Consider the following 22,447-nt stretch of genomic DNA (forward strand, 5'->3'; position numbering starts at 1 on the left):
ACTCCATGGCCTTCCGGGCCTTCTTTGCCCTCCCGGCCGACAAGTTCTCCACCGCCCGGGGCCAGCACACCAACGCGATCCACGGCTTCACGTCCATGCTCATCAACCTGATCAAGGAACAAAAGCCCACCCACGTTGCAGTCGCCTTCGACGTCTCGGACGACACCACCCACCGCAAGGCCGAGTACAGCGACTACAAGGGCGGGCGCAACGAGACGCCCCGCGAAATGAGCGGCCAGATCGATCTCATCGACCAGGTCATGGGTGCGTGGGGCATCAAGACCATCAAGATGCCCGGTTACGAGGCGGACGACATCCTGGCCACGCTCGCAGCCATGGGTGAAAAGGCCGGCTTTGAAGTCCTGCTCGTGTCCGGCGACCGTGACGCCTTCCAGCTCATCACCGACAACGTGTTCGTGCTGTACCCGAAGAAGGGCGTCAGCGACATCCCGCGCATGGACGCCGCCGCCGTCGAGGAAAAATACTTCGTCAGCCCCTCCCGGTATTCGGACCTCGCCGCCTTGGTGGGCGAGACCGCGGACAACCTGCCGGGCGTCCCCGGAGTCGGACCCAAAACGGCCGCCAAGTGGATCAACCTCTACGGCGGCCTCGAAGGCGTGCTGGAACACCTGGATGCCATCGGCGGGAAGGTGGGGGACTCGCTGCGCGCCAACGTGGACGCCGTCAAGCGCAACCGCAAGCTGAACCAGCTCCACACCGACCTTGACCTGCCCGTGACCCTGGAAGAGCTGGCAGACCCCCGGCCGGACCAGCAGGCGCTCGAGGAGCTCTTCGACGACCTCGAATTCAAGACCATCCGCACCCGGCTCTTTGATCTATACGCCAGCGAAGCTCCGGTGCCGGAACGGGAGCCCCTGGAAGCCAGGGACTTCGCCGCGCTGACCGACGCGGACTCGCTCCGTGCCTTCCTCGAGGCAGGGGCCGGACACCGGTCCGCACTCGCAGTGGACGTGCTGCCGGGCCGGATCGGCGAGGACGCGGACGCGGTCGCCATCGTGCGGGATGATGCCGCCGCCTACGTGGACCTCACCGTGCTGGACGCTGACGCGGAAAACGTGCTGGCCCAGTGGCTCCGGGATGCGGGATCCCCGAAGGTGATGCACGGCTACAAGGCGGCCCTGAAGGCATTGACCAACCGCGGGTTCGAACTGGAGGGCGTGGTGGATGACACCTCCATCTCCGGGTACCTCATCCAGCCCGACCGCCGCACGTACGAACTGGCCGAACTGGCCCAGTTCCACCTGAACATCCACATCACGCCCGAGGCCGCCAAGGCGGGCCAGCTGGAGCTGGCGTTCGACGACGACTCCGCGGCGTCCGGCGCGCTGGTCCAGGTGGCCGCCGTCGTCCATAAACTGAGCCGGTTCTTCGAATCGGAACTGAAGGACCGCAAGGCCGAGGACCTGCTGGCCACGCTGGAGCTGCCGGTGGCCCGCGTTCTCGCGGACATGGAGAAGACCGGCATCGCCGTCTCCATGGAGCTGATGGACGAACAGCTGGCGGATCTGGCCAGGGTGATCGACGACGCCCAGGAGCGGGCGTTCGCCGCGATCGGCCACGAGGTGAACCTTGGTTCGCCGAAGCAGCTGCAGACGGTCCTCTTCGAGGAGCTGCAACTGCCCAAGACCAAGAAGATCAAGTCCGGGTACACCACGGACGCCGCATCGCTGAAGAACCTGCTGGAGAAGACCGGGCATGAATTCCTGGTCCAGCTCATGGCCCACCGCGAATCGGCGAAGCTGCGGCAGATGGTGGAAACACTGAAGAAGTCTGTGGCGGAGGATGGGCGGATCCACACCACCTACGCCCAGAACGTGGCCGCCACCGGGCGCATCTCCTCCAACAACCCCAACCTGCAGAACATCCCGATCCGCAGCGAGGAAGGCCGCCGGGTGCGCGGCATCTTCGTGGTCAGCGACGGCTACGAGTGCCTGCTGTCCGCGGACTACTCGCAGATCGAGATGCGCATTATGGCGCACCTGTCCGGGGACGCCGGCCTGATCGAGGCCTACCGCGAGGGGGAGGACCTGCACCGCTTCGTCGGCTCGTCCATCTTCCACGTGCCGCCGGCCGAGGTCACCAGCGCGATGCGCTCCAAGGTCAAGGCCATGTCCTACGGCCTGGCCTACGGGCTGACGTCCTTCGGGCTGTCCAAGCAGCTCGAGATCTCGGTTGACGAGGCCAGGAACCTCATGAAGGACTACTTCGACCGGTTCGGTGCCGTGCGGGACTACCTCCGCGGCGTGGTGGACCAGGCAAGGGTGGACGGCTTCACCGCCACGATCGAAGGCCGGCGCCGCTACCTGCCGGACCTGACCAGCACGGACCGGCAGCTGCGGGAGAACGCCGAACGCATCGCCCTGAACTCGCCCATCCAGGGCTCCGCGGCGGACATCATCAAGCGCGCCATGCTGGGCGTGCACTCGGAACTGGCCGCACAGGGGCTCAAGTCACGCATGCTGCTGCAGGTCCACGACGAACTGGTACTGGAAGTTGCCAACGGCGAACGGGAGGCAGTCGAAAAGCTCGTCACGGAGCAAATGGCCGCCGCCGCGGAACTCAGCGTTCCGCTGGAAGTCCAGATCGGCGTCGGCACCAGCTGGTACGACGCCGGCCACTAGCCACCGGCTTCAGTCGCCCGCGTTTCCCGTCCCGCCGCCGGCCCTTCAGCGTGCCGGTGGCGGGCGGGGCGGCGTTTCCTATGGCGGGCCGGCGGAACCATTGGCTAGGCTCGGCGTTGTGTCTAATCTGAGCGTGGACTATGAAATCCGCCGGTTCCAAGCGGCGGCAAAGGACGATCCTGCGTATTCGGACTCGGTTGCGTGGATGCAGGCGGTAGCCTTCGGGTTCCACGATGCCCGCCGGAGCGACGAGCGCGTGGACAAGAGCATTGAGCTGCAGCGGACGGACCGGCGGGTCATGACCGGCGTGTACCAGGCAGGAACGGTTGTTGGTCACTCGCTCGGAGCCGACGTGCCCGTTGCCACCTTCGGGACCATGAACAAGACCCTGAACATCGGTTTTGGCCGGCTGCTGGACACTCGGCTGGTGACTGCCGTGACGGTCCGCACCTCGCACCGGCGCCGCGGCCTGCTGCGCCGCATGATGGGGGAGGACCTCGCCCTGGCCCGGGCGGAAGGCCTCGCGATGGCGGCCGTCACGGCGTCCGAGGCCTCGATCTATGGCCGGTTCGGGTTTGGCGTGGCAACATCCGAGCAGTCCGTGAAGGTGGACACCACGGCGCGCTTCAGGCTCAACCACACTCCCGTGGGCAGCGTCGAGGTGGCCGACCCGAAGGTTCTGCTGGAGTTGGCCCCCGAAGTCTTCGGCCGCCTGCACCGCATCACGCCCGGATCCATCGGCCGGCATGAGTTCTACCGACAGTTCGCCTCGGGAACCGTCAGCCGCGACGGGGGCGAGGACCCGAAGGTCAAGGTGGCGCTGCACTACGGGCCCGGCGGCGACGTGGACGGCTACGTCTCCTACAGGTTCGCCGGCTGGTCCAGCACTCCGTACACCATGGAAGTCTTGGATCTGGTCGCGGCAACCAGAGCGGCGTACCTCGAGCTATGGCAGTACCTTGCCGCCATCGACCTGGTGGAACGCGTCACCTGGGAGGAAACGCCGGTGGACGACCCGCTGCGGTGGGCCCTCGAGGACGCCCGCTGCGTTGAGGCCTCGGCGGCGCGGGACATGCTCTGGCTGCGGATCCTCGACGCGGAGCAGGCCCTGGAAGCCCGTCACTACCCGGCCGACGGGCGGCTGGTGCTGAGCGTCGCCGACTCCCTCGGCCTGACCGGCGGCACCTTCACCTTGGACGTTGACAGGGGCGGCGCAGTTGTCACGGCCGGAGGCAGCGGCGCGCCGGACCTCGAGCTGGATGTCGCGGCGCTGTCCGCCATCTACCTCGGCGGGGTCAACCCGGTGACCCTGGCGGCGTCGGGACGCATTCTGGAGCACACGCCGGGCGCTGCGTTCCGCGCCGCCCGCATGTTCGCCGTCGAACGTCCGCCGCACTGCCTGACACACTTCTAGCGCTTTGACCCCAGTTGGCGCTTGCCACTAGAATAAACGGGCGTGTACTACGTGCACGCTTTTCAATCCACAAAACCAGGATGACCAGGCACTTCCCTGCGAAGTGCCCGCACCTGCGCCTGCGTTCCATAACGCAGGCGCGGCGGTTTGCCTGACCGACTAACTATCCACAACGGAGCCCCTACTACATGACCATCACCTCCACCGAGAAGCCCGGTACCCCCGTAGTCGCGATCAACGACATCGGTACCGCTGAGGACTTCCTCGCAGCTGTCGACGCCACTATCAAGTACTTCAACGACGGAGACCTCGTCGAAGGTACCGTCGTCAAGGTCGACCGCGACGAAGTTCTGCTCGACATCGGTTACAAGACCGAAGGTGTCATTCCCTCCCGCGAGCTTTCCATCAAGCACGACGTTGACCCCGGAGACGTCGTCTCCGTTGGCGATCAGGTCGAAGCCCTGGTGCTCACCAAGGAAGACAAAGAAGGCCGCCTGATCCTCTCCAAGAAGCGTGCTCAGTACGAGCGTGCCTGGGGCGACATCGAGAAGGTCAAGGAAGAAGACGGTGTTGTCACCGGTACCGTCATCGAGGTTGTCAAGGGTGGTCTTATCCTCGACATCGGTCTGCGCGGCTTCCTGCCCGCATCCCTCGTCGAGATGCGCCGTGTGCGCGACCTGGCTCCGTACATCGGTCAGCAGATCGAAGCCAAGATCATCGAGCTGGACAAGAACCGCAACAACGTTGTGCTGTCCCGCCGTGCATGGCTCGAGCAGACCCAGTCCGAGGTCCGCTCCACGTTCCTCAACAAGCTGGAAAAGGGCCAGGTCCGTCCCGGCGTCGTTTCCTCCATCGTCAACTTCGGTGCCTTCGTGGACCTGGGCGGCGTAGACGGCCTGGTTCACGTTTCCGAGCTGTCCTGGAAGCACATCGACCACCCGTCCGAGGTTGTCGAGGTTGGCCAGGAAGTCACCGTCGAGGTCCTCGAAGTGGATCTGGACCGCGAGCGTGTCTCCCTGTCGCTCAAGGCTACGCAGGAAGATCCGTGGCAGACCTTCGCCCGCACCCACGCCCTCGGCCAGGTTGTTCCGGGTAAGGTCACCAAGCTCGTTCCGTTCGGTGCGTTCGTCCGCGTCGAAGACGGCATCGAAGGCCTCGTTCACATCTCCGAACTGGCTGTCCGCCACGTTGAGCTGGCTGAGCAGGTTGTCTCCGTTGGCGACGAACTGTTCGTCAAGGTCATCGACATCGACCTCGAGCGCCGCCGCATCTCCCTCTCCCTCAAGCAGGCTAACGAGGGCGTTGACGCCGACAGCACCGAGTTCGATCCCGCTCTGTACGGCATGGCCGCAGAGTACGACGAAGAGGGCAACTACAAGTACCCGGAGGGCTTCGACCCGGAGTCCAACGAGTGGCTTGAAGGCTACGAGAACCAGCGCGCCGCCTGGGAGCAGCAGTACGCTGACGCCCAGACCCGCTGGGAAGCACACAAGAAGCAGGTCACCCAGCACGCCGCCGACGACGCTGCAGCTGCAACGTCCGGTGAGAGCGACTCCGGCACCACCAGCTACTCCTCCGAGCCGGCTGCCACCGATACCGGTGCAGGCACGCTTGCTTCGGATGAGGCACTTGCCGCTCTGCGCGAGAAGCTGACCGGCAACTAATTGCCCGGCATTAGCTAATTGCCATTGAAAAGGTGGCCGTCCCCGAAAGGGGGCGGCCACCTTTTTGTCTTTCCGGCGATTGTGGCGCCGGATGCCTGCATTGGCAGCGTCAGGCGGTCTGCCCGGCGTGCTCGCCCTCGGCGATCTCCTCCAGCACCTTGTTGTTGAATGCGGGAAGGTCGCCCGGCTTCCTGCTGGTCACGAAGCCCTGGTCCACCACGACTTCCTGGTCGCTCCAGTTGGCGCCCGCGTTCCGCAGGTCTGTGGCCAGCGTGTGGTAGGAGGTGAGGTTCCTGCCCTTGACGACGCCCGCATCGATGAGCAGCCACGGGCCATGGCAGATGGCCGCCACCGGCTTGTGCTGTTCAAAGAAGCTGCGGGCAAACGCCTGCGCGTCCTTGTCCACCCTGAGGTGGTCGGCGTTCACCACGCCGCCCGGAATCACCAGGGCGTGGAAGTCCGCCGCGTTGGCCTCCTTCAGGGTCAGGTCGACGTCGAAGGTATCGCCCTTCTCGACGCCCTCAAAGCCCTGGAGCTTTCCGCTCTTCGGAGCCACCAGGACAGGCTCGCCGCCGGCGTTCTTGACCGCGTCCCACGGGCTGGTCAGTTCAACCTGCTCCACGCCGTCCGTCAGCAGGAAGGCGACCCTCTTGCCGGTGATGTCGTGCTCTGACATGCGTCCTCCTTTTCCGTATGGTGCCTTACAGGTCCACCCTAGAAAAGCGGAAAGTCATAAGCAAGCTGATGATTCTTTCGGCCAGCTGTCAGCGCGGAACGTCAATCCACTCCGTGTCCTCGCGCTGGAGGGCCGTACTTCCGGCGGTCATGGCGGCCAGCCGGTCGGCCGCCGCCGCCAGGTCATCCGGCGCGTCCGGCAGCGCGAGGCGCAACACCGTGGACTGGGCTTCGTAGCCGGTCTCCGCCATCGCATAGCCCGCGCTGCGCAGGTCATTCTCGAGACGACCTGCCGCAGCGTGCGGTACCCGCACGGCACAGATGCGCAGCCGCCGGCGCTGCACCAGCGGAGCGAGTTCCAGGGCCGTCGAGACCGAATCGGAGTACGCGCGCACCAGCCCGCCGGCACCCAGCAGGATCCCGCCGAAGTAACGCACGACGACGGCACTGACGTCGCTGAGGTCCGTCACCCCTGGGGTGGTTTCCCGCCGGAGAAGGGCCTCCAGCATGGGGATCCCGGCGGTTCCCGAGGGTTCGCCGTCGTCGCTGGAACGCTGGATATCCCGGTCCGGCCCCAGCACGAAGGCGGAGCAGTGGTGCCGGGCGTCATGGAACTCGCGGCGAAGTTCAGACACCAGCGCGCGGGCATCCTCTTCAGTCCCCGCGCGGCGCAGGACGGTGATGAACCGGGAGCGCTTGATCTCGATCTCATTGCGGAAGCCGTCCCCGGCAGCCAGCGTGGTGTACGCGGACCGCCGGCTTTGTGTCGTCTTGGTCCGCGTTGGAACTGCCTCTTCTGCCACCGGTTCAGTCTAGTCTTGGGGAGTGCTGAAGATTGGGTTGACGGGCGGCATCGCCTCGGGGAAGTCCCTGGTGGCAACGCGCCTGGAAGAACTGGGGGCAGTGCTCGTCGATGCCGACGCGATCGCCCGTGAGGTGGTGGAACCGGGCACTCCGGGGCTGGCCGCCGTCGTGGCCGCGTTCGGCCCGGAGATCCTCGACGGCGAGGGGCGGCTCGACCGGCCACGCCTCGGGGCCATCGTGTTCCAGGAGCCGGGACGGCGCGCGGAGCTCAATGGCATCGTCCATCCGCTGGTGCGCGAACGCGCCGCGGTGGTGATTGCGGCCGCGCCGGGTGACGCGGTGGTGGTCCAGGACATTCCGCTCCTGGTGGAAACCGGACAGCAGAAGAACTTTCACCTCGTGGTGGTGGTGGATGCGCCCGAGGATGTCCGGCTGCAGCGCATGACCGGGCACCGCGGAATGACGGAAACGGACGCCCGTTCACGGATGGCCGCCCAGGCGTCCCGCCAGGACCGGCTCGCCGCAGCGGACGTGGTCCTACCCAACTCCGGCACGCGCGAGGAGCTGCTGGCCTCCGTGGACCGGCTGTGGGAGGAGCGGCTCGTGCCCTTCGCGCGGAACATCAGCCAGGCCGCGGTGGCTGGCCGCAGCGGCGCGCCCGTTCTGGCGGCCCCGGACTCCGACTGGCCGCGGCAGGCTGCCTGTCTGGCCGAGCGGCTGAAGGCCGCCGCTCCGGAGGACGTGCTGGCCGTCGACCACATCGGGTCGACGTCGGTCCCCGGCCTCGAGGCGAAGGACGTCATCGACCTGCAGCTCGCGGTCTCTGATCTCATGACGGCAGACCGGATTGCGCCCCTGCTTGGTGCCGCGGGGTTCCCGCTCTGGCCGGGCATCCTGATGGACAGCCCCCACGGGCGTCCCGACCCCGCTGCCTGGTCCAAGCGCCTGCACGGCAACGCCGATCCCGGGCGTCCGGTCAATCTCCATATCCGGGTGGCCGGTTCTGCGGGCTGGCGCTTCGCCCTTTGCTTCCGGGACTGGCTTCGCGCCGTTCCGGCCGCACGGGAGCAGTATGCAGCGGAGAAGCGCCGGGTGGCCGCCCTGCATGCCTCCGACGCCAACACGTCCGGCTACGCCGACGACAAAGAGGCGTGGTTCCGCGACGTCGGGGCTCCCGGAATGGAACGGTGGGCCGAAAGCACCGGCTGGCAGCCGCCGTCGTACGTTTCCAGCTCCGCCAACGCGAGCCACGGCTGAACCCAGTACAGCCCAAAGCTGAATCAGGAGTTCCTGTCAGTGGCCGGCTGTAGATTAGGTACATGAGTCTTGCGCAGGAGGTCAACCGCGTCGTTGCGCCCTTCGAGGTCATCAGCGAGTTCCAGCCCGCCGGTGACCAGCCGGCGGCCATCGCCGAGCTGACGGAGCGCATCAGGAACGGCGAAAAGGACGTGGTGCTGCTCGGTGCCACCGGTACCGGCAAGAGCGCCACCACCGCCTGGCTGATCGAGCAGGTCCAGCGGCCCACACTGGTGATGGTGCAGAACAAGACCCTCGCGGCGCAGCTGGCCAACGAGTTCCGCGAACTCCTGCCGAACAATGCGGTGGAGTACTTCGTCTCCTACTACGACTACTACCAGCCCGAAGCGTACGTGGCGCAGACGGACACGTTCATCGAGAAGGACTCCTCCATCAACGAGGAAGTGGAGCGGCTCCGGCACTCCGCCACCAACGCGCTCCTCACCCGCCGCGACGTGATTGTGGTGGCAACCGTGTCCTGCATCTACGGCCTGGGCACGCCGGAGGAGTACATCGCCGGCATGGTGACGCTGCGCAAGGGCGCCGAAATGAACCGTGATGACCTGCTGCGCAAATTCGTCTCCATGCAGTACGCCCGCAATGACATGGACTTCCACCGTGGCACGTTCCGGGTCCGCGGCGACACCGTGGAAATCATTCCCATGTATGAAGAACTGGCCATCCGGATCGAGTTTTTCGGGGATGAGATTGAGAACATCCATACCCTGCATCCGCTGACCGGAGAGGTGATCCGGGACGAAGAGGAGATGTACGTGTTCCCGGCCTCGCACTATGTGGCCGGACCCGAACGGATGGCGCGTGCCATCAAACGGATCGAGGACGAACTCGCCGACCGGCTCCAGGTCCTGGAAAGCCAGAACAAGCTCGTGGAAGCCCAGCGGCTGCGGATGCGCACCACTTACGACCTCGAAATGATGCAGCAGATGGGTTTCTGCAACGGCATCGAGAACTACTCATCGCACATTGACGGCCGCGCCCGCGGAACCGCCCCGCATTGCCTCCTGGACTACTTCCCGGACGACTTCCTGCTGGTGGTGGACGAATCCCACGTGACCATCCCGCAGATCGGGGCCATGTACGAGGGTGATATGTCCCGCAAGCGGAACCTTGTGGACTTCGGCTTCCGGCTGCCTTCCGCTATGGATAACCGTCCGTTGAAATGGGACGAGTTCCTTGAGCGCACAGGCCAGACCGTCTACTTGTCCGCCACGCCCGGCAAGTACGAATTGGGCAAGGCGGACGGCTTCGTCCAGCAGATCATCCGGCCCACCGGACTGATCGACCCCGAGGTGGTGGTCAAGCCGACTAAAGACCAGATCGACGACCTGCTGGGTGAGATCAAGACCCGCACAGAGAAGAATGAACGCGTCCTGGTAACCACGCTGACCAAGCGGATGGCGGAGGACCTCACCGACTACCTCCTGGGCCATGGCATCAAGGTGGAGTACCTGCACTCCGACGTCGACACGCTGCGGCGTGTCGAGCTGCTCCGCGAACTCCGGATGGGTGTTTTCGACGTCTTGGTTGGCATCAACCTGCTCCGGGAAGGCCTTGACCTGCCGGAGGTCTCCCTGGTGAGCATCCTGGACGCGGACAAGGAAGGCTTCCTTCGTTCGTCCACGTCCCTGATCCAGACCATCGGCCGTGCCGCGCGCAACGTCTCGGGGCAGGTCCACATGTACGCGGACCGCATCACGGACTCCATGGCCCACGCCATCGATGAAACCAACAGGCGCCGCGCCATCCAGGTGGCCTACAACACGGAAAACGGAATCGATCCGCAACCGCTGCGCAAGAAGATTGCCGACATCACGGACCAGCTGGCCAAAGAAGACGCGGACACCCAGGAGCTGCTCAACAACAACCGTTTGGCCAAGGGGGCCAAACGCGGCAAGTCCGCCGCCAAGGGGGCGGCCACGGTCCGCGCCGACGGGCTGGCAGCGGCGCCCGCCGAGGACCTGGTGGGCCTGATCGAGCAGCTGACCGAGCAGATGCACGGAGCGGCCGCCGAGCTGCAGTTCGAAGTGGCCGCCCGGATCCGCGACGAAGTTTCCGAGCTCAAGAAGGAACTGCGGCAGATGCAGTCAGCCGGGCACGCCTAGCCCCCGTCACGCGGCGCGGGGGGTCAGGTGGCGTGGCCGTGGGGTCACGTGGCGCGGGGGACCGCGCCTCTAGGGTAAAGTTGAGGTCACGTAGGGGAGTATCCCAAGCGCTACGAACGTCAACACGCAGGGCACAGATGCCCTGCCGGGCGTAGCGGGCAGCCACATCAGCACCAAGTGCACAGGTTCGCCGGAGAGACTTACACCGGTTTTCTGTACCCTGCGAAAGGCATTTTTGTGGAACTTCCCGTCTGGTTCGAGGTCGGCTCGTTCGTCGTCCTCGGCATCATCCTCCTTATGGACCTGCTTCTGGTAGTACGCCGTCCGCATGAGCCCTCCATGAAGGAAGCCGGCCTCTGGGTGGCCTTCTATGTGGCACTGGCCCTCGTGTTCGCCGGTGCCATGTTCATGTTCACGGGACCCGAGTACGGCAGCCAGTTCGTGGCCGGCTGGGTGACTGAGTACAGCCTCAGCATCGACAACCTGTTTGTCTTCATCATCATCATGGCCCGTTTCTCCGTGCCCCGTAAGTACCAGCAGGAAGTGCTGATGGTGGGCATCATCATCGCCCTGATCCTGCGCGGCATCTTCATCATGCTCGGCGCCATTGTGATCGAGCAGTTCAGCTGGGTCTTCTACATCTTCGGCGCTTTCCTCCTCTGGACCGCCTGGAAGCAGGCGCAGGACGAGGGCGAAGACGAAGAGGACCAGGAGAACGCCCTCATCGGCAAGCTCCGCAAGGTCATCCCCATGTCCGAGAAGTTCGACGGCGGCAAGCTGCGCACCACTGTGGACGGCAAGAAGGTCTTCACCCCCATGGTGATCGTCTTCATCACCATCGGCATGACCGACCTGCTCTTCGCGGTCGACTCCATCCCCGCGATCTTCGGCCTGACGCAGAGCGCCTTCATCGTCTTTACGGCGAACATCTTCGCGCTGATGGGCCTGCGGCAGCTGTACTTCCTGCTCGGCGGCCTGATGAACCGCCTCATCTACCTGAAGCACGCACTGTCCATCATCCTGGCGTTCATCGGCGTGAAGCTGATCCTGCACGCCATGCACGTCAACGAACTGCCGTTCATCAACGGCGGGCACCACATCGAATGGGCCCCGGAGATCCCGACGTACGTGTCCCTCGCGGTCATCATCGGCACCATCATCATCGCCGTGATCGCCAGCCTGGTGAGCTCCGGCGCACAGAAGGCCAAGCTGGATGCCCGCCTCGAGGAGGACTCCCGGAAGAGCCTGAGCGACGTCGACTAGGCTTCCGCAGCCAGTCTCAGCAGAAAGCAACCCCGGCCACCTGGTGGCCGGGGTTGCTTTGTCTTGCACAGGGTCTGCCTGGCTTGTCCGCGCGCAGGGGCCCAAGTGTCCGTTCGCGCTGGGAGAAGGGGCCTAAGTGTCCGTTCGCGCTGGCTTCAGCGGGCGGAGCGCACCATGCCGAGCAGGCGGCCGAAGATGGCCTCACCGTCGTCCGCGATTCCGTCGTGGTGGAACTCGCCGGTTTCCCACGTCTTCAACTTGCGGACGGCGGCGGCGGTCTCCATGGAGAGCCCGTGGTCCACATAGATGTCATCGCGGTAGACGGCGGCCGCCGCGGGCACGATGTTGGCAGCCAGCTGCGCGGTGTCATACAGGGGCTTCCAGTCAGCCTTGGCCGCCAGCAGTTCCGCCACTTCCTGCAGCGGGCGAAGGGCAGGGTCCTGTTCGAAGTACCACGGGTAGACCATCTCGCCGGTCAGGAGTAGCTCGGCAGCGTCCGGCCTGAACTCCGGGAACTCCTCGAGAACCCGCCAGGCCGCCCAGCCCGTGGCCGCGTTCTGGCCGTAGATGGACTCATGCATCAGGGCGTACAGCGGATTAGCTGCCCGCGAGACCAAGGGGCGGACCTGCTCCAGGAACGGATCCGAGAGCCGCGGACCGCCGGGCGTCTCCACGAAGGCGTCCTCCAGCAGGTTGTGCAGGGTGTCCACCCGGGTGTTCCCGCCGAGGAAGGACCCCACCATCTGGAACCTCTCCACGGTGAGGGGAGAGCCGTCCGGGAGGTACTCCGCCGTGCCGCGGAGGTGATTGGCGATGCGGCTTACAGTTTCCCGGTCCTCGGGGTACCAGCCGAAGTACTCCGCGTTGCGGGCTGCCACCCGTCTGAAGGTCTCGCGGTAGACCCGCTCCGGGGAACCGTTCAGCGGGGCGAGCCCTCCGGTGATCAGCACCTCACACAGGCCCTTGGGTGCGAACGACAGGTACGTGAGCGCACAGAAGCCGCCGTAGCTCTGCCCGTAGACAGTCCACGGCTCCGAGCCGACAGCCTGGCGGATGAGCTCGGCGTCGGCAATGATCGAATCGGCCCGGAAGTGCTCAAGGTACCTCGCCTGCGCTGCCGCATCCCCGCGCAGGGGCAGGGTGTTGCGGTCAATGGGGGAGGAGAGGCCGGTGCCCCGCTGGTCCAGCATCAGGATGCGGAAGTCCTTGGCGGCTGCCTTGCTCCAGCCGCCCAGCGACGCGAAGCGGTTGCCGCGCCCGCCGGGACCGCCTTGAAGATACAGGAGCCATGGCAGTTCGGCGGCTTCTGCCTCCGTGTGCTCGGCGGACACATATTCGCGGGCGAAGACTGTGATGGTCTCGGCTGCGTCTTCTCCGCCGGGGCCGGCAAAATGGTCCAGCGGCAGTGTGAAGTAGTGTTCTGCCGTGCGCATGCCGCGGAAGTTGTGCCGGGCGCGGACTGTATGAACCGGGCCCGCATTAACAGTGGCGTCCAGTGCTGCTTCAGCCATGGACACCGGCCTCGCTGCGGCTGCCGAACTCTGCTAGCGCCGTTCCGGTCAGCCGGAACGTGGACCACTCCTCCATCGGGAACGCCCCGAGCTTCCGGTAGAAGTTGATGGACGGTTCGTTCCAGTCCAAAACGCTCCATTCCACACGCGCGTAGCCGCGTTCGACGGCGGTCGCCGCCAGATGCTGCAAAAGGGCCTTCCCGTGGCCCTCGCCGCGCGCCTCCGGGGTGACGTAAAGGTCCTCCAGGTAGATCCCGTGCACGCCCTCCCACGTTGAGTAGTTCAGGAACCAGAGCGCGAAGCCACGCACGTCGCCGGCCTGGTTCTCGGCCATGTTGGCATACACGCGCGGGTCGCTGCCGAAGAGCACCTCGGTGAGCATCTCGGTGGTGTTCCGGACGGCGTCCGGCTCCTTTTCATAGACAGCCAGCTCGCGGATCAACTGCAGGATAATGGGAACGTCTGCGGGTGTGGCGGGACGGATTACACTCATGAGTCCGAGCTTACTGGGTCCGGGCTTGCTGGATCAGGCCGGCAGCACGCGGGGCAGGATGCCGGCGGAGTATAGGCTGTTGATTCCCATGACCTATCAACAGTGCAGCAACCCTTCCGGAGGCGGTGTGGAAAGGGCGGCAATGCCGGGAACTGGCCTGGTCCTTCTGGCTGCCGTGAAGCTGTCCAGCGTCGACCTCCGGCAGGCCGATGCATTGAACGACGGCGAGCGGCAGCGGGCAGCGTCGTTCGGTTCCGGAATTCAGCGGGACAGGTTCCTGGCCGGACGCATCGCGTTGCGGCGGCACGCCGCCGAAACTGCAGGGATGGGCGCCGAAGAGCTCCGGGCTGACTACGTCTGCCGGGAGTGCGCGAGGGACGACCGCGTGCACGGCATGCCCCGGTACCAGGCCGGTCCATCCGGGCCGGCCGTCATGGCGAGCCTGAGCCGGGCGGGGGACTGGTGCCTGCTGGCCGCTACAACTGACGCGCGGGTCTTGGGAGTCGGCGTCGACCTGGAGGGCAGCACAGCCGCAGGCTTCGACGGGTTCGGGCTGGTTGCCCTTTCGGAGCGCGAGCGGGATCACCTGCAGAGGGTGGAGCCTGCACTCCGGCCAAGCGTCCAGACACTCCTGTGGACGCGCAAGGAGGCAGTCCTCAAGGCGCTGGGCAGGGGGCTGGATGTCGTCGACCCGGGTCTGGTGGACGTTGCCGGACCCGTTCCATTGCTGCCGGGCTTTCTGCAGGCACCGGCCGTGCCTTTGGTGGCGGGCGTGCCTCTGGCGGGGGGCCCGCAAGGCAGCGGACATCGGTGGCTGATCGACGCCGTGAATCCGGGGTCAGCGGGGCTACCGGATTCCTTCACTGCGGCAATCGCACTTCAAAGGATGCCTGGTCCGTAGCTCGCGGACCGATGGTCTGACCCGGTCCGTAGCTCCTGTCCGCCTGTCAGAGCCGGTTCGCTCCGGTAACCCGCACCACCGCGGTGCCGGTCTCATCGGAGGCGGCCAGATCCACCTCCGCGGAGATACCCCAGTCATGGTTGCCCGCCGGGTCGTCGAAGATCTGGCGGACCTTCCAGACGCCTGGCTCCTCGGTGATGATGAGCAGCCCGGGTCCGCGCGCGTCGGGGCCAGTACCAATGTCGTCGTGCTCGTCGAAGTAGTCGTCGAGGACGTTTTCCCAGCGGTCGGAATCCCAGCCGGCGTCGCCGTCGAGCTCGCCAAGCGCGGCGGCGTCCTCGTCTGCAAAGAGTTCGACGCGCCGGAACATCTCGTTCCGGACCATCACCCGGAAGGCCCGGATGTTGGACGTAAGCGACGGCGGCGGGGGCGGCGGTGCGTCGTGCGGCGTAGGCGCGGCGCCGGAGGCCAGTTCCTCCCACTCGTCCAGCAGGCTGGAATCCACCTGCCGCACCAGCTCGCCCAGCCAGGCGATCAGGTCCTCGAGGTCCTCCCGCAGCGCATCCTGCGGCACGGTCTGCCGGAGTGCTTTGAAGCCGTCCGCCAGGTAGCGCAGCACGATGCCCTCGGAGCGGGCAAGGCCGTAGAACTGCACGAACTCGCCGAAGTTCATCGCGCGCTGGTACATGTCCCTGATAATCGACTTGGGGGCGAGTTCAAAGTCGCCCACCCACGGGGCAGCCTTGCGGTACACCTCGAAGGCCTCGCCCAGGATTTCCGCGAGCGGCTGGGGATAGGTGACCTCGTCAAGCATGGCCATCCGCTGCTCATATTCGATGCCGTCCGCCTTCATGGCCGCCACGGCCTCGCCCCGTGCCTTCTTCTGCTGCGCGGACAGGATCTGCCGCGGCTTCTCCAGCGTGGCTTCAATCACGGAAACCACGTCGACGGCGTAGGACGGCGACTCGGGATCCATCAGATCCAGCGCGGCAAGCGCAAACGGGGACAGCGGCTGGTTCAGGGCAAAGTTCGGCTGCAGGTGGACTGTCAGGCGCACCGTGCGGCCGTCCGTTCCCTGCTCCGCAGCCGGGATGCGCTCCACAACCTCGGCCGCGAGCAGCTCCCGGTAGATCCCCAGGGCCTTCTTCATGAGCCGCAGCTGCGAGGGCCGGGTTTCGTGGTTCTCCGAGAGGAGCCGGCGTGCCGCGGCGTACGGGTCGCCCGGCCGCTCCATGAGGTTCATGAGCATCGCATGGGTCACAGTGAAACTGGAGGTCAGCGGCTCCGGAACGGAGTCCACCAAGCGGTTGTAAGTGGGCTGGCCCCAGGACACGAACCCCTCCGGCGGCTTCTTTTTCACCACCTGGCGCAGCTTCCGCTGGTCATCGCCGAACTTCGCGGTGGCCTTGGCCATTGCCTTGACGTTCTCCACCACGTGCTCGGGGGCCTGCACTACCACGGTGCCGGCCGTATCGTAGCCGGCCCGGCCGGCCCTTCCGGCAATCTGATGGAACTCACGTGAGTTGAGCAGGCGGGTGCGTACGCCGTCGTACTTGCTCAGTGCGGTGAGCACGACGGTACGGATTGGTACGTTGATTCCCACGCCCAGCGTGTCCGTACCGCAGATGACCTTGAGCAGGCCGGCCTGGGCCAGCTGCTCCACGAGCCGGCGGTACTTGGGCAGCATGCCAGCGTGGTGCACGCCGATGCCGTGCCGGACCAGGCGGTTCAGCGTCTTGCCGAATCCTGCCGCGAAACGGAAGTTCGCGATGAGCTCGGCGATTTTGTCCTTTTCCTCGCGCGTGCACACGTTGATGCTCATGAGCGTCTGGGCGCGCTCGATGGCCTCCGCCTGGCTGAAATGCACCACGTAGACCGGCACTTCCTTGGTGCCCAGCAGTTCTTCGAGGGTCTCGTGGACCGGCGTCTCGCGGTAGTAGTAATGCAGCGGAATCGGGCGCTCGGCGGAGCTGACGGTGGTGGTGGGCCGTCCCGTGAGTTCGGTCATGCCGGCTTCGAAGCGGCTGACGTCGCCCAGCGTGGCGGACATGAGGAGGAACTGCGCCTGGGGAAGTTCCAGCAGCGGAACCTGCCACGCCCAGCCGCGCTGCGGATCGGAGTAGAAATGGAACTCATCCATGATGACGGCGCCCAGATCGGCCGCGGCGCCTTCGCGCAGGGCAGTGTTGGCCAGGATCTCGGCGGTGCAGCAGATGATTGGGGCGTCCTGGTTCACGCCGGAGTCACCGGTGATCATGCCAACGTTCTCCGCCCCGAAGATCTCGCAGAGGGCGAAGAACTTTTCGGACACCAGGGCCTTGATGGGCGCCGTGTAATAACTGCGCTCGCCACGGGCCATCGCCTGGAAATGGGCCGCAATGGCAACGAGGGACTTGCCTGATCCGGTGGGCGTCGCGAGGATCACGTTGGCGCCGGAGGCCAGCTCCATGATGGCCTCATCCTGGGCCGGGTAGAGCTGCAGGCCGCGGCTTTCGGTCCACTCCACGAAGCGCTCGTACAGCGTGTCCGGGTCCGCGCCGGTTCCGGTGGTGATCCGTGCGGACGGGGCGGGGAGCTGCTCAACGAGTTTCATTGCCTTCCAGCTTAGTGCCAGCGCGTCCCTGAAGAATTTCGTGCCGGCCCGGCGCTAGGCTCGCTCTGCCAGGACAAAACTTGAACGACCTACCTTCAACGAACAACCGGAGGCCATGTGTGGGATCCCGCCAAATACGTCCAGTTCGGGGACTACCGGCAGCGCCCGTTCTTTGACCTGACCGGCCGCATCCTCGCCGACACCCCGCGGCAGGTGGTGGACCTGGGCTGCGGCCCCGGAAACCTGACCGCCACGCTCGCGGCACGCTGGCCTGACGCGCGCGTGGTGGGCCTGGACTCCTCAGCCGAGATGCTGGCAACGGCCGAACAGCACCGGCAGTCCGCCCCGGGGCTGGAGTTCAGCCTCGGGGACATCGCTTCGTGGCTGCCTTCCGAGGACACCGACGTGGTGGTGAGCAACGCAGCGCTGCAATGGGTCCCCGGGCACCCCCAGCTGCTGGCTGGCTGGCTGGAGGCGCTGAAACCGGGCGCGTGGTTCGCCCTCCAGGTGCCGGGCAACTTCACATTCGCATCCCACACCCTGATGCGGGATGTCGCCGAGTCGCCGAAGTGGGCCGCCAAGCTTGCCGGCGTGCTACGCCACAATGAGGCGGTGGCGCCGCCCGCACGTTATCTGGAGATCATGCTCGACGCCGGGTGCACCGCTGACGCGTGGGAAACCACCTACCAGCAGGTGCTCACCGGCGAAAACCCCGTGCTGGACTGGGTGCGGGGCGCAGGCCTGCGGCCCGTGCTGGCCGCGCTGTCGCCGGACGACGCCGCGGGGTTCGAGGCCGAATACGGCGCCCGGCTTGCCGAGGCTTACCCGGCAACGCCCCACGGAACGGTCTACCCGTTCCGCAGGATCTTCGCGGTGGCCCGCAAGCTTTAGGGCAGCATGCAATTCGCCCGCCTGCAACAAGCCGCGCGACCTCCCGCGCGGTCCGATGTGATGTGGCTTACAATGGCCAAGCGGCTGTTGGGGACCCGCCATGGAAGGCCCCCGTTCAGCCCTGGCTATAGAGGAGGCGCACGGTGCTGTTGGGCCTAATGCTCCGCCTCCTCGGCGAACACCGGAGGGCCGTCTGGGCGATCATTGTGCTGCAGGTGGTGCAGACGGCCGGTAACCTGCTGCTGCCCACCCTGAACGCGAGCATCATCGACGACGGAATCCTCGCCAACCAGCCGGGGGTGATCCTGGGGCTGGGCGGCTGGATGATGGTTCTCACCGCTGTGCAGGCCGCAGCCGCCCTGGGCGCCGGCTACCTCGGGGCTGACGTCGCCATGAAGATTGGCCACCGCCTGCGACGGGAGCTGTTCTCCCATGTCCAGGCGATGTCGTCCCAGGAGATCGGGACGTTCGGCACGCCCAGCCTCGTCACCAGGGCCACCAATGACGTCCAGCAGATCCAGACCTTCGCGGTCCTGGTCTTCACCATGCTCGCAGCGGCGCCCGTCATGGGCGTAGGGGGAATTATCCTCGCCGTCCAGCAGAATGCGGTCCTGTCCGCCGTCGTCATCGTCATCGTCCCGCTCCTGGTGCTCATCATGTACCTGATCGTGCGCCGCCTCATCCCGCTCTACCGGCAGGGGCAGGCGCTCATCGACGGCATCACCCGGATCCTCCGCGAACAGATCATCGGCGCCAACGTCATCCGGGGGTTCGTCCGGCAGAAGCATGAGGCTGCCCGTTTCGCGGAAGCGAACCGGCGGCTGACCCGGAACAACCTTCAGTCCGCGCTCCTGGTCGCCGGCATGCTTCCGATGATCATGATCGTGGTGAACCTCTCCTCGGTGGCCGTGGTCTGGTTCGGCGGGCACCTGATCAGCAGCGGCAACATGGAGGTGGGCGCCCTCACAGCCTTCATCGCCTACATCCTGCAGATCCTGCTGGCCATCATGATGGCCATGTACGTGTTCAGCACGGCACCGCGCGCCGCCGTCTGCGCCGAACGGATCCAGGACGTGCTGGACGTGACCCCGGCACTGGCTGACCCAGCCGCGGCGAAGCCCGCAATCCCGGATGGCGGGGGAGCGGAGTTCAGCCACGTCTGGTTCGCCTATCCCGGGGCGGAGTCCCCGGTCCTGGCCGACATCACATTCACTGCCGCCCCCGGCACCATTACGGCCATCATCGGTGCCACCGGCAGCGGCAAAACCACGCTCCTGAATCTCCTGCCGCGGTTCCTGAACGCCACGTCCGGTGAAGTCCGGATCGGCGGAGCCGACGTCCGGACCCTGCCCGCCGACCGGCTCCGGGAAAGTATTTCGGTGGTGCCGCAGCACTCCTATCTGTTCTCAGGCACGGTGGCGAGCAACCTGCGGATGGCCGCGCCGGAAGCCACCGAGGACGAGCTGTGGCAGGCCCTGCGGCTGGCGCAGGCCGGCGACTTCGTCCGCCAGCTCCCGGACGGCCTTCATGCCGCCGTCGCCCAGGGCGGGGCCGGGCTTTCGGGCGGGCAGCGGCAGCGTCTCTGCATCGCCCGCGCCATGCTCCGCACCGCGGACCTTTACCTCTTTGATGACAGTTTTTCCGCCCTGGACTATGCCACCGAGGCTGCGGTCCGGCAGGCCCTGGCGCCCGTGCTGAAAGCCGCAACGGTGCTGATGGTGGCGGAACGCATTCCCACCATCATGGATGCGGACCGGATCCTGGTGCTCGAGGACGGCCGGCTGGTGGCCCAGGGAACCCACGCCGAACTGCTGGGATCATCGCCCACCTACCGGGAGATTGCCGAGTCCCAGCTGGCCATGGATGAGCAGCCGTGAGCAGCGGGCAGCCATGAAGGGCACATACACAGCCGAACGCAAGGCCGGCAGCTTCCTGCCGGCGGCCGCACGTCTCCTGGGCTTGCTGCGCCCGTCGAGGCGGCGGATGGCCTTGGCCGTCGCGGCAACCTGCGGCTTCGCCGCCCTCAATGTGGCTGCTCCCAAGCTCCTCGGTGACGCCACCGACGTCGTCGTCGACGGTTTCATGCATGGCACGTTCGACGCCGGCAGGCTCGCCGCGCTGCTGGGCGCGGTGTCGCTGATGTACGTCGGCACCTCAATCTTCAACTGGGTTCAGGGGGCCCTGACCGCCCAGGCAGTGCAGCGGCTTGTCTTCGGCCTCCGCTCCTCCGTCGAGGACAAACTGCACCGCCTGCCGTCGTCGCACTTCCAGGAGCAGGCCAGGGGCGATGTGCTCAGCAGGGCCACCAACGACGTCGACAACATCTCACAGGCGCTCAACCAGCTGCTCACGCAGCTGATCATGTCCGTTCTGATGCTGTGCGGTTCGCTGGCCATGATGCTGTGGATCTCGCCGCTGCTGGCGGCCATCGCCCTCGTGTCCGTTCCCGTCTCAACGCTGATAACGGTGTTCATGGCGCGCCAGTCCCAGGCCTATTTCGCGGCTCAGTGGGCATCCACCGGCGAGCTGAACGCCCACATCGAGGAATTCATCACCGGACACGAGGTCATTAGGGCGTTCGGGCAGCAGGACACGGCGTCGGCCATCTTCGGGCGCGGCAACGACCGGCTGGCCCGTGCCAGTGCGCGCGCCCAGTTCGTCTCCGGGGCCGTGCAGCCGCTCATGGTCCTCGTCGCCAACCTCAACTATGTGGCCGTTGCCGTCGTGGGCGCCCTGCAGGCAGCGGCCGGGGCCATGACGATCGGCGGCATCCAGGCGTTCATCCAGTTCAGCCGTCTGTTCACCCAGCCGATGGGACAGATTGGCGGCATGCTCACCCTCATGCAGTCCTGCACGGCCTCCGCGGAACGGGTCTTCGCCCTCCTGGACGAGCCGGAGATTCCCAGCGAGGACGGCGTTCCTACCCGCCAGGAAAACCTGCGCGGCCGGATCGAATTCGAGGACGTCACCTTCGCATACACCCCGGGGGCGCCGGCCGTCAGCGGGCTTTCCTTCTCCGTCCTCCCGGGCCAGACCGTGGCCATCGTGGGCCATACCGGGGCTGGCAAGACCACGGTGGTGAATCTCCTCATGCGCTTCTACGAACTGGATTCAGGCCGCATCACGATCGATGGCACGGACATCGCCACGGTGCCCGTGGACTCGCTGCGGTCCAATTTCGCCGTGGTCATGCAGGACGTCTGGCTGTTCAGTGGCACCGTGCGCGAGAACATCGAATACGGTTCCCCGGGGGCGGATGATGACCGGATCCTGGCGGCCGCCGAGGCTAGCCATGTGGACCACTTTGTGCGGTCGCTGCCCGCCGGCTACGCGACGCTCCTGGGAGACGACGGCGATTCGCTGAGCCAGGGCCAGCGGCAACTGATCACCATCGCCCGGGCCCGGCTCGCCGACCGCAGCGTCCTGATCCTGGACGAGGCAACGAGTTCCGTGGACACCCGGACCGAGATGCAGATTAAGCTCGCAATGAGCCGGCTGCGGCAGGGCAAGACAAGCTTCATCATTGCGCACAGGTTGTCCACCGTGCGGGACGCTGATCTAATTCTGGTCATGGATCACGGACGCATTGTTGAACAGGGGACGCACGGCAGCCTGCTGTCCGTGGACGGCCATTACAGGCACCTGTATGAGGCCCAGTTCCGCGGGGTGGACCACGAGCTCGGCGCCATCCGCCGGCACCGCGGCAGGCACGCCGCCGGCCAGCAGCACTACCGGGAGTCAGACCTGTGACCGCCCATACCTTCCCGGGGCAGTGGAAACCGAACACCGGCAGCTCCGTGGCCCTCTTCGAGCAGCTGAGGCTGCATGTGATCGAGCAGGCGGATCAGGGAAAGCTTGCTCCCGGCACGCGGCTGCCGGCGGTGCGGAGCCTCGCCGGAACCCTCGGTGTCGCACCCCACACAGTGGCACGGGCGTACAAGGAACTCGAAGCTGCGGGCGTCGTCGCCACCAAGGGGCGCAACGGGACTGTGGTCTGCGCCCGGGACGAACGTTGGGGGGCGTTGTCCGAGGCCGCCTCGGATTACGCCGCGGCAGCCAAATCCCAGGGCGCAACATTCGCCCAGGCCGTCCACCTGCTGGCTGCCGCTTACGACGCCGAGTAGCGAAGGTGGCGTAGCACACCCGCGTGGATATTCGAAGAAGTTTTCGACTAGCA

Annotated in this window: 16 protein-coding genes; 11 read left to right on the forward strand and 5 right to left on the reverse strand. The window is 66.0% G+C overall.

The genetic code is table 11. The annotated features are described in order from the left end of the window. Positions 1-5: 5 nt before the first annotated feature. The 3 genes from polA to rpsA all read left to right on the forward strand — a co-directional run bounded on the left by polA (position 6) and on the right by rpsA (position 5,720). Positions 6-2,642, forward strand: coding sequence for a DNA polymerase I (polA, locus tag QFZ33_RS13900; protein ID WP_373427352.1), 2,637 nt, complete (start codon positions 6-8; stop codon positions 2,640-2,642). Between the two features lie 127 nt (positions 2,643-2,769). Continuing rightward, positions 2,770-4,056, forward strand: coding sequence for a GNAT family N-acetyltransferase (locus QFZ33_RS13905; protein ID WP_307031809.1), 1,287 nt, complete (start codon positions 2,770-2,772; stop codon positions 4,054-4,056). A gap of 188 nt (positions 4,057-4,244) precedes the next feature. Next, positions 4,245-5,720: a 30S ribosomal protein S1 gene (rpsA, locus tag QFZ33_RS13910; RefSeq protein WP_307028367.1), complete on the forward strand. Its 1,476-nt coding sequence runs from the start codon at positions 4,245-4,247 to the stop codon at positions 5,718-5,720. Positions 5,721-5,829: 109 nt separating this feature from the next. Here rpsA and QFZ33_RS13915 read toward each other — a convergent pair whose 3' ends face one another. Further along, a complete protein-coding gene (locus QFZ33_RS13915) occupies positions 5,830-6,396 on the reverse strand; it encodes a type 1 glutamine amidotransferase domain-containing protein (protein ID WP_214851476.1) in 567 nt (188 codons plus the stop codon). Positions 6,397-6,484: 88 nt separating this feature from the next. Then, positions 6,485-7,198: an IMPACT family protein gene (locus QFZ33_RS13920; RefSeq protein ID WP_373427278.1), complete on the reverse strand. Its 714-nt coding sequence runs from the start codon at positions 7,196-7,198 to the stop codon at positions 6,485-6,487. A 22-nt stretch (positions 7,199-7,220) separates the two neighbouring features. Here QFZ33_RS13920 and coaE point away from each other — a divergent pair, with 22 nt between their 5' ends. The 3 genes from coaE (at position 7,221) to QFZ33_RS13935 (ending at position 11,881) form a co-directional block, all read left to right on the forward strand. Further along, a complete protein-coding gene (gene coaE, locus QFZ33_RS13925; RefSeq protein WP_307028371.1) occupies positions 7,221-8,456 on the forward strand; it encodes a dephospho-CoA kinase in 1,236 nt (411 codons plus the stop codon). A gap of 62 nt (positions 8,457-8,518) precedes the next feature. Next, the gene (gene uvrB, locus QFZ33_RS13930; RefSeq protein WP_307028373.1) at positions 8,519-10,618 is read left to right on the forward strand and encodes an excinuclease ABC subunit UvrB; all 2,100 of its coding nucleotides are present in this window, start codon (positions 8,519-8,521) and stop codon (positions 10,616-10,618) included. 237 nt (positions 10,619-10,855) lie between these two features. Further along, positions 10,856-11,881: a TerC family protein gene (locus QFZ33_RS13935; protein WP_307028375.1), complete on the forward strand. Its 1,026-nt coding sequence runs from the start codon at positions 10,856-10,858 to the stop codon at positions 11,879-11,881. A gap of 155 nt (positions 11,882-12,036) precedes the next feature. On the opposite strand, the gene QFZ33_RS13940 is transcribed toward QFZ33_RS13935, so the two are convergent. Both QFZ33_RS13940 and QFZ33_RS13945 read right to left on the reverse strand, forming a co-directional pair. Beyond that, entirely contained in the window at positions 12,037-13,392 is a 1,356-nt protein-coding gene (locus QFZ33_RS13940; protein ID WP_307028377.1) for an alpha/beta fold hydrolase, read from the reverse strand. Next, complete coding sequence (locus QFZ33_RS13945; RefSeq protein ID WP_307028379.1) at positions 13,385-13,885, reverse strand: GNAT family N-acetyltransferase; 501 nt, start codon at positions 13,883-13,885, stop codon at positions 13,385-13,387. Before QFZ33_RS13945 ends, QFZ33_RS13940 begins: the two co-directional genes overlap by 8 nt. Before the next feature lie 142 nt (positions 13,886-14,027). On the opposite strand from QFZ33_RS13945, the gene QFZ33_RS13950 reads away from it, so the two are divergent. After that, complete coding sequence (locus QFZ33_RS13950; RefSeq protein WP_307028381.1) at positions 14,028-14,786, forward strand: 4'-phosphopantetheinyl transferase family protein; 759 nt, start codon at positions 14,028-14,030, stop codon at positions 14,784-14,786. A 46-nt stretch (positions 14,787-14,832) separates the two neighbouring features. On the opposite strand, the gene QFZ33_RS13955 is transcribed toward QFZ33_RS13950, so the two are convergent. After that, positions 14,833-17,379 (reverse strand): DEAD/DEAH box helicase, encoded by a 2,547-nt coding sequence (locus QFZ33_RS13955; protein WP_307028382.1) that lies wholly within the window; start codon positions 17,377-17,379, stop codon positions 14,833-14,835. A 117-nt stretch (positions 17,380-17,496) separates the two neighbouring features. On the opposite strand from QFZ33_RS13955, the gene QFZ33_RS13960 reads away from it, so the two are divergent. The 4 genes from QFZ33_RS13960 (at position 17,497) to QFZ33_RS13975 (ending at position 22,394) form a co-directional block, all read left to right on the forward strand. Continuing rightward, complete coding sequence (locus QFZ33_RS13960) at positions 17,497-18,270, forward strand: trans-aconitate 2-methyltransferase (RefSeq protein ID WP_307028384.1); 774 nt, start codon at positions 17,497-17,499, stop codon at positions 18,268-18,270. Positions 18,271-18,413: 143 nt separating this feature from the next. Further along, positions 18,414-20,147 (forward strand): ABC transporter ATP-binding protein, encoded by a 1,734-nt coding sequence (locus tag QFZ33_RS13965; protein WP_307028386.1) that lies wholly within the window; start codon positions 18,414-18,416, stop codon positions 20,145-20,147. Further along, positions 20,134-22,020: an ABC transporter ATP-binding protein gene (locus QFZ33_RS13970; RefSeq protein WP_373427279.1), complete on the forward strand. Its 1,887-nt coding sequence runs from the start codon at positions 20,134-20,136 to the stop codon at positions 22,018-22,020. The genes QFZ33_RS13965 and QFZ33_RS13970 overlap by 14 nt, the downstream gene beginning before the upstream one ends. Beyond that, positions 22,017-22,394, forward strand: coding sequence for a GntR family transcriptional regulator (locus QFZ33_RS13975; RefSeq protein ID WP_307028388.1), 378 nt, complete (start codon positions 22,017-22,019; stop codon positions 22,392-22,394). Before QFZ33_RS13970 ends, QFZ33_RS13975 begins: the two co-directional genes overlap by 4 nt. The last annotated feature ends 53 nt before the right edge of the window (positions 22,395-22,447 follow it).

It is taken from the genome of Arthrobacter globiformis, assembly GCF_030815865.1.
GTDB lineage: Bacteria > Actinomycetota > Actinomycetes > Actinomycetales > Micrococcaceae > Arthrobacter > Arthrobacter globiformis_B.

What these genes read in the sequence shown, in the direction of transcription:
- QFZ33_RS13970 (WP_373427279.1), top strand. Translation starts at nt 20,134, where the DNA reads ATGAGCAGCCGTGAGCAGCGGGCAGCCATGAAGGGCACATACACAGCC.
- uvrB (WP_307028373.1), top strand. Translation starts at nt 8,519, where the DNA reads ATGAGTCTTGCGCAGGAGGTCAACCGCGTCGTTGCGCCCTTCGAGGTC.
- QFZ33_RS13940 (WP_307028377.1), bottom strand. Translation starts at nt 13,392, where the DNA reads ATGGCTGAAGCAGCACTGGACGCCACTGTTAATGCGGGCCCGGTTCAT.
- QFZ33_RS13955 (WP_307028382.1), bottom strand. Translation starts at nt 17,379, where the DNA reads ATGAAACTCGTTGAGCAGCTCCCCGCCCCGTCCGCACGGATCACCACC.
- QFZ33_RS13945 (WP_307028379.1), bottom strand. Translation starts at nt 13,885, where the DNA reads ATGAGTGTAATCCGTCCCGCCACACCCGCAGACGTTCCCATTATCCTG.
- QFZ33_RS13915 (WP_214851476.1), bottom strand. Translation starts at nt 6,396, where the DNA reads ATGTCAGAGCACGACATCACCGGCAAGAGGGTCGCCTTCCTGCTGACG.
- QFZ33_RS13950 (WP_307028381.1), top strand. Translation starts at nt 14,028, where the DNA reads ATGCCGGGAACTGGCCTGGTCCTTCTGGCTGCCGTGAAGCTGTCCAGC.
- polA (WP_373427352.1), top strand. Translation starts at nt 6, where the DNA reads ATGGCCTTCCGGGCCTTCTTTGCCCTCCCGGCCGACAAGTTCTCCACC.
- rpsA (WP_307028367.1), top strand. Translation starts at nt 4,245, where the DNA reads ATGACCATCACCTCCACCGAGAAGCCCGGTACCCCCGTAGTCGCGATC.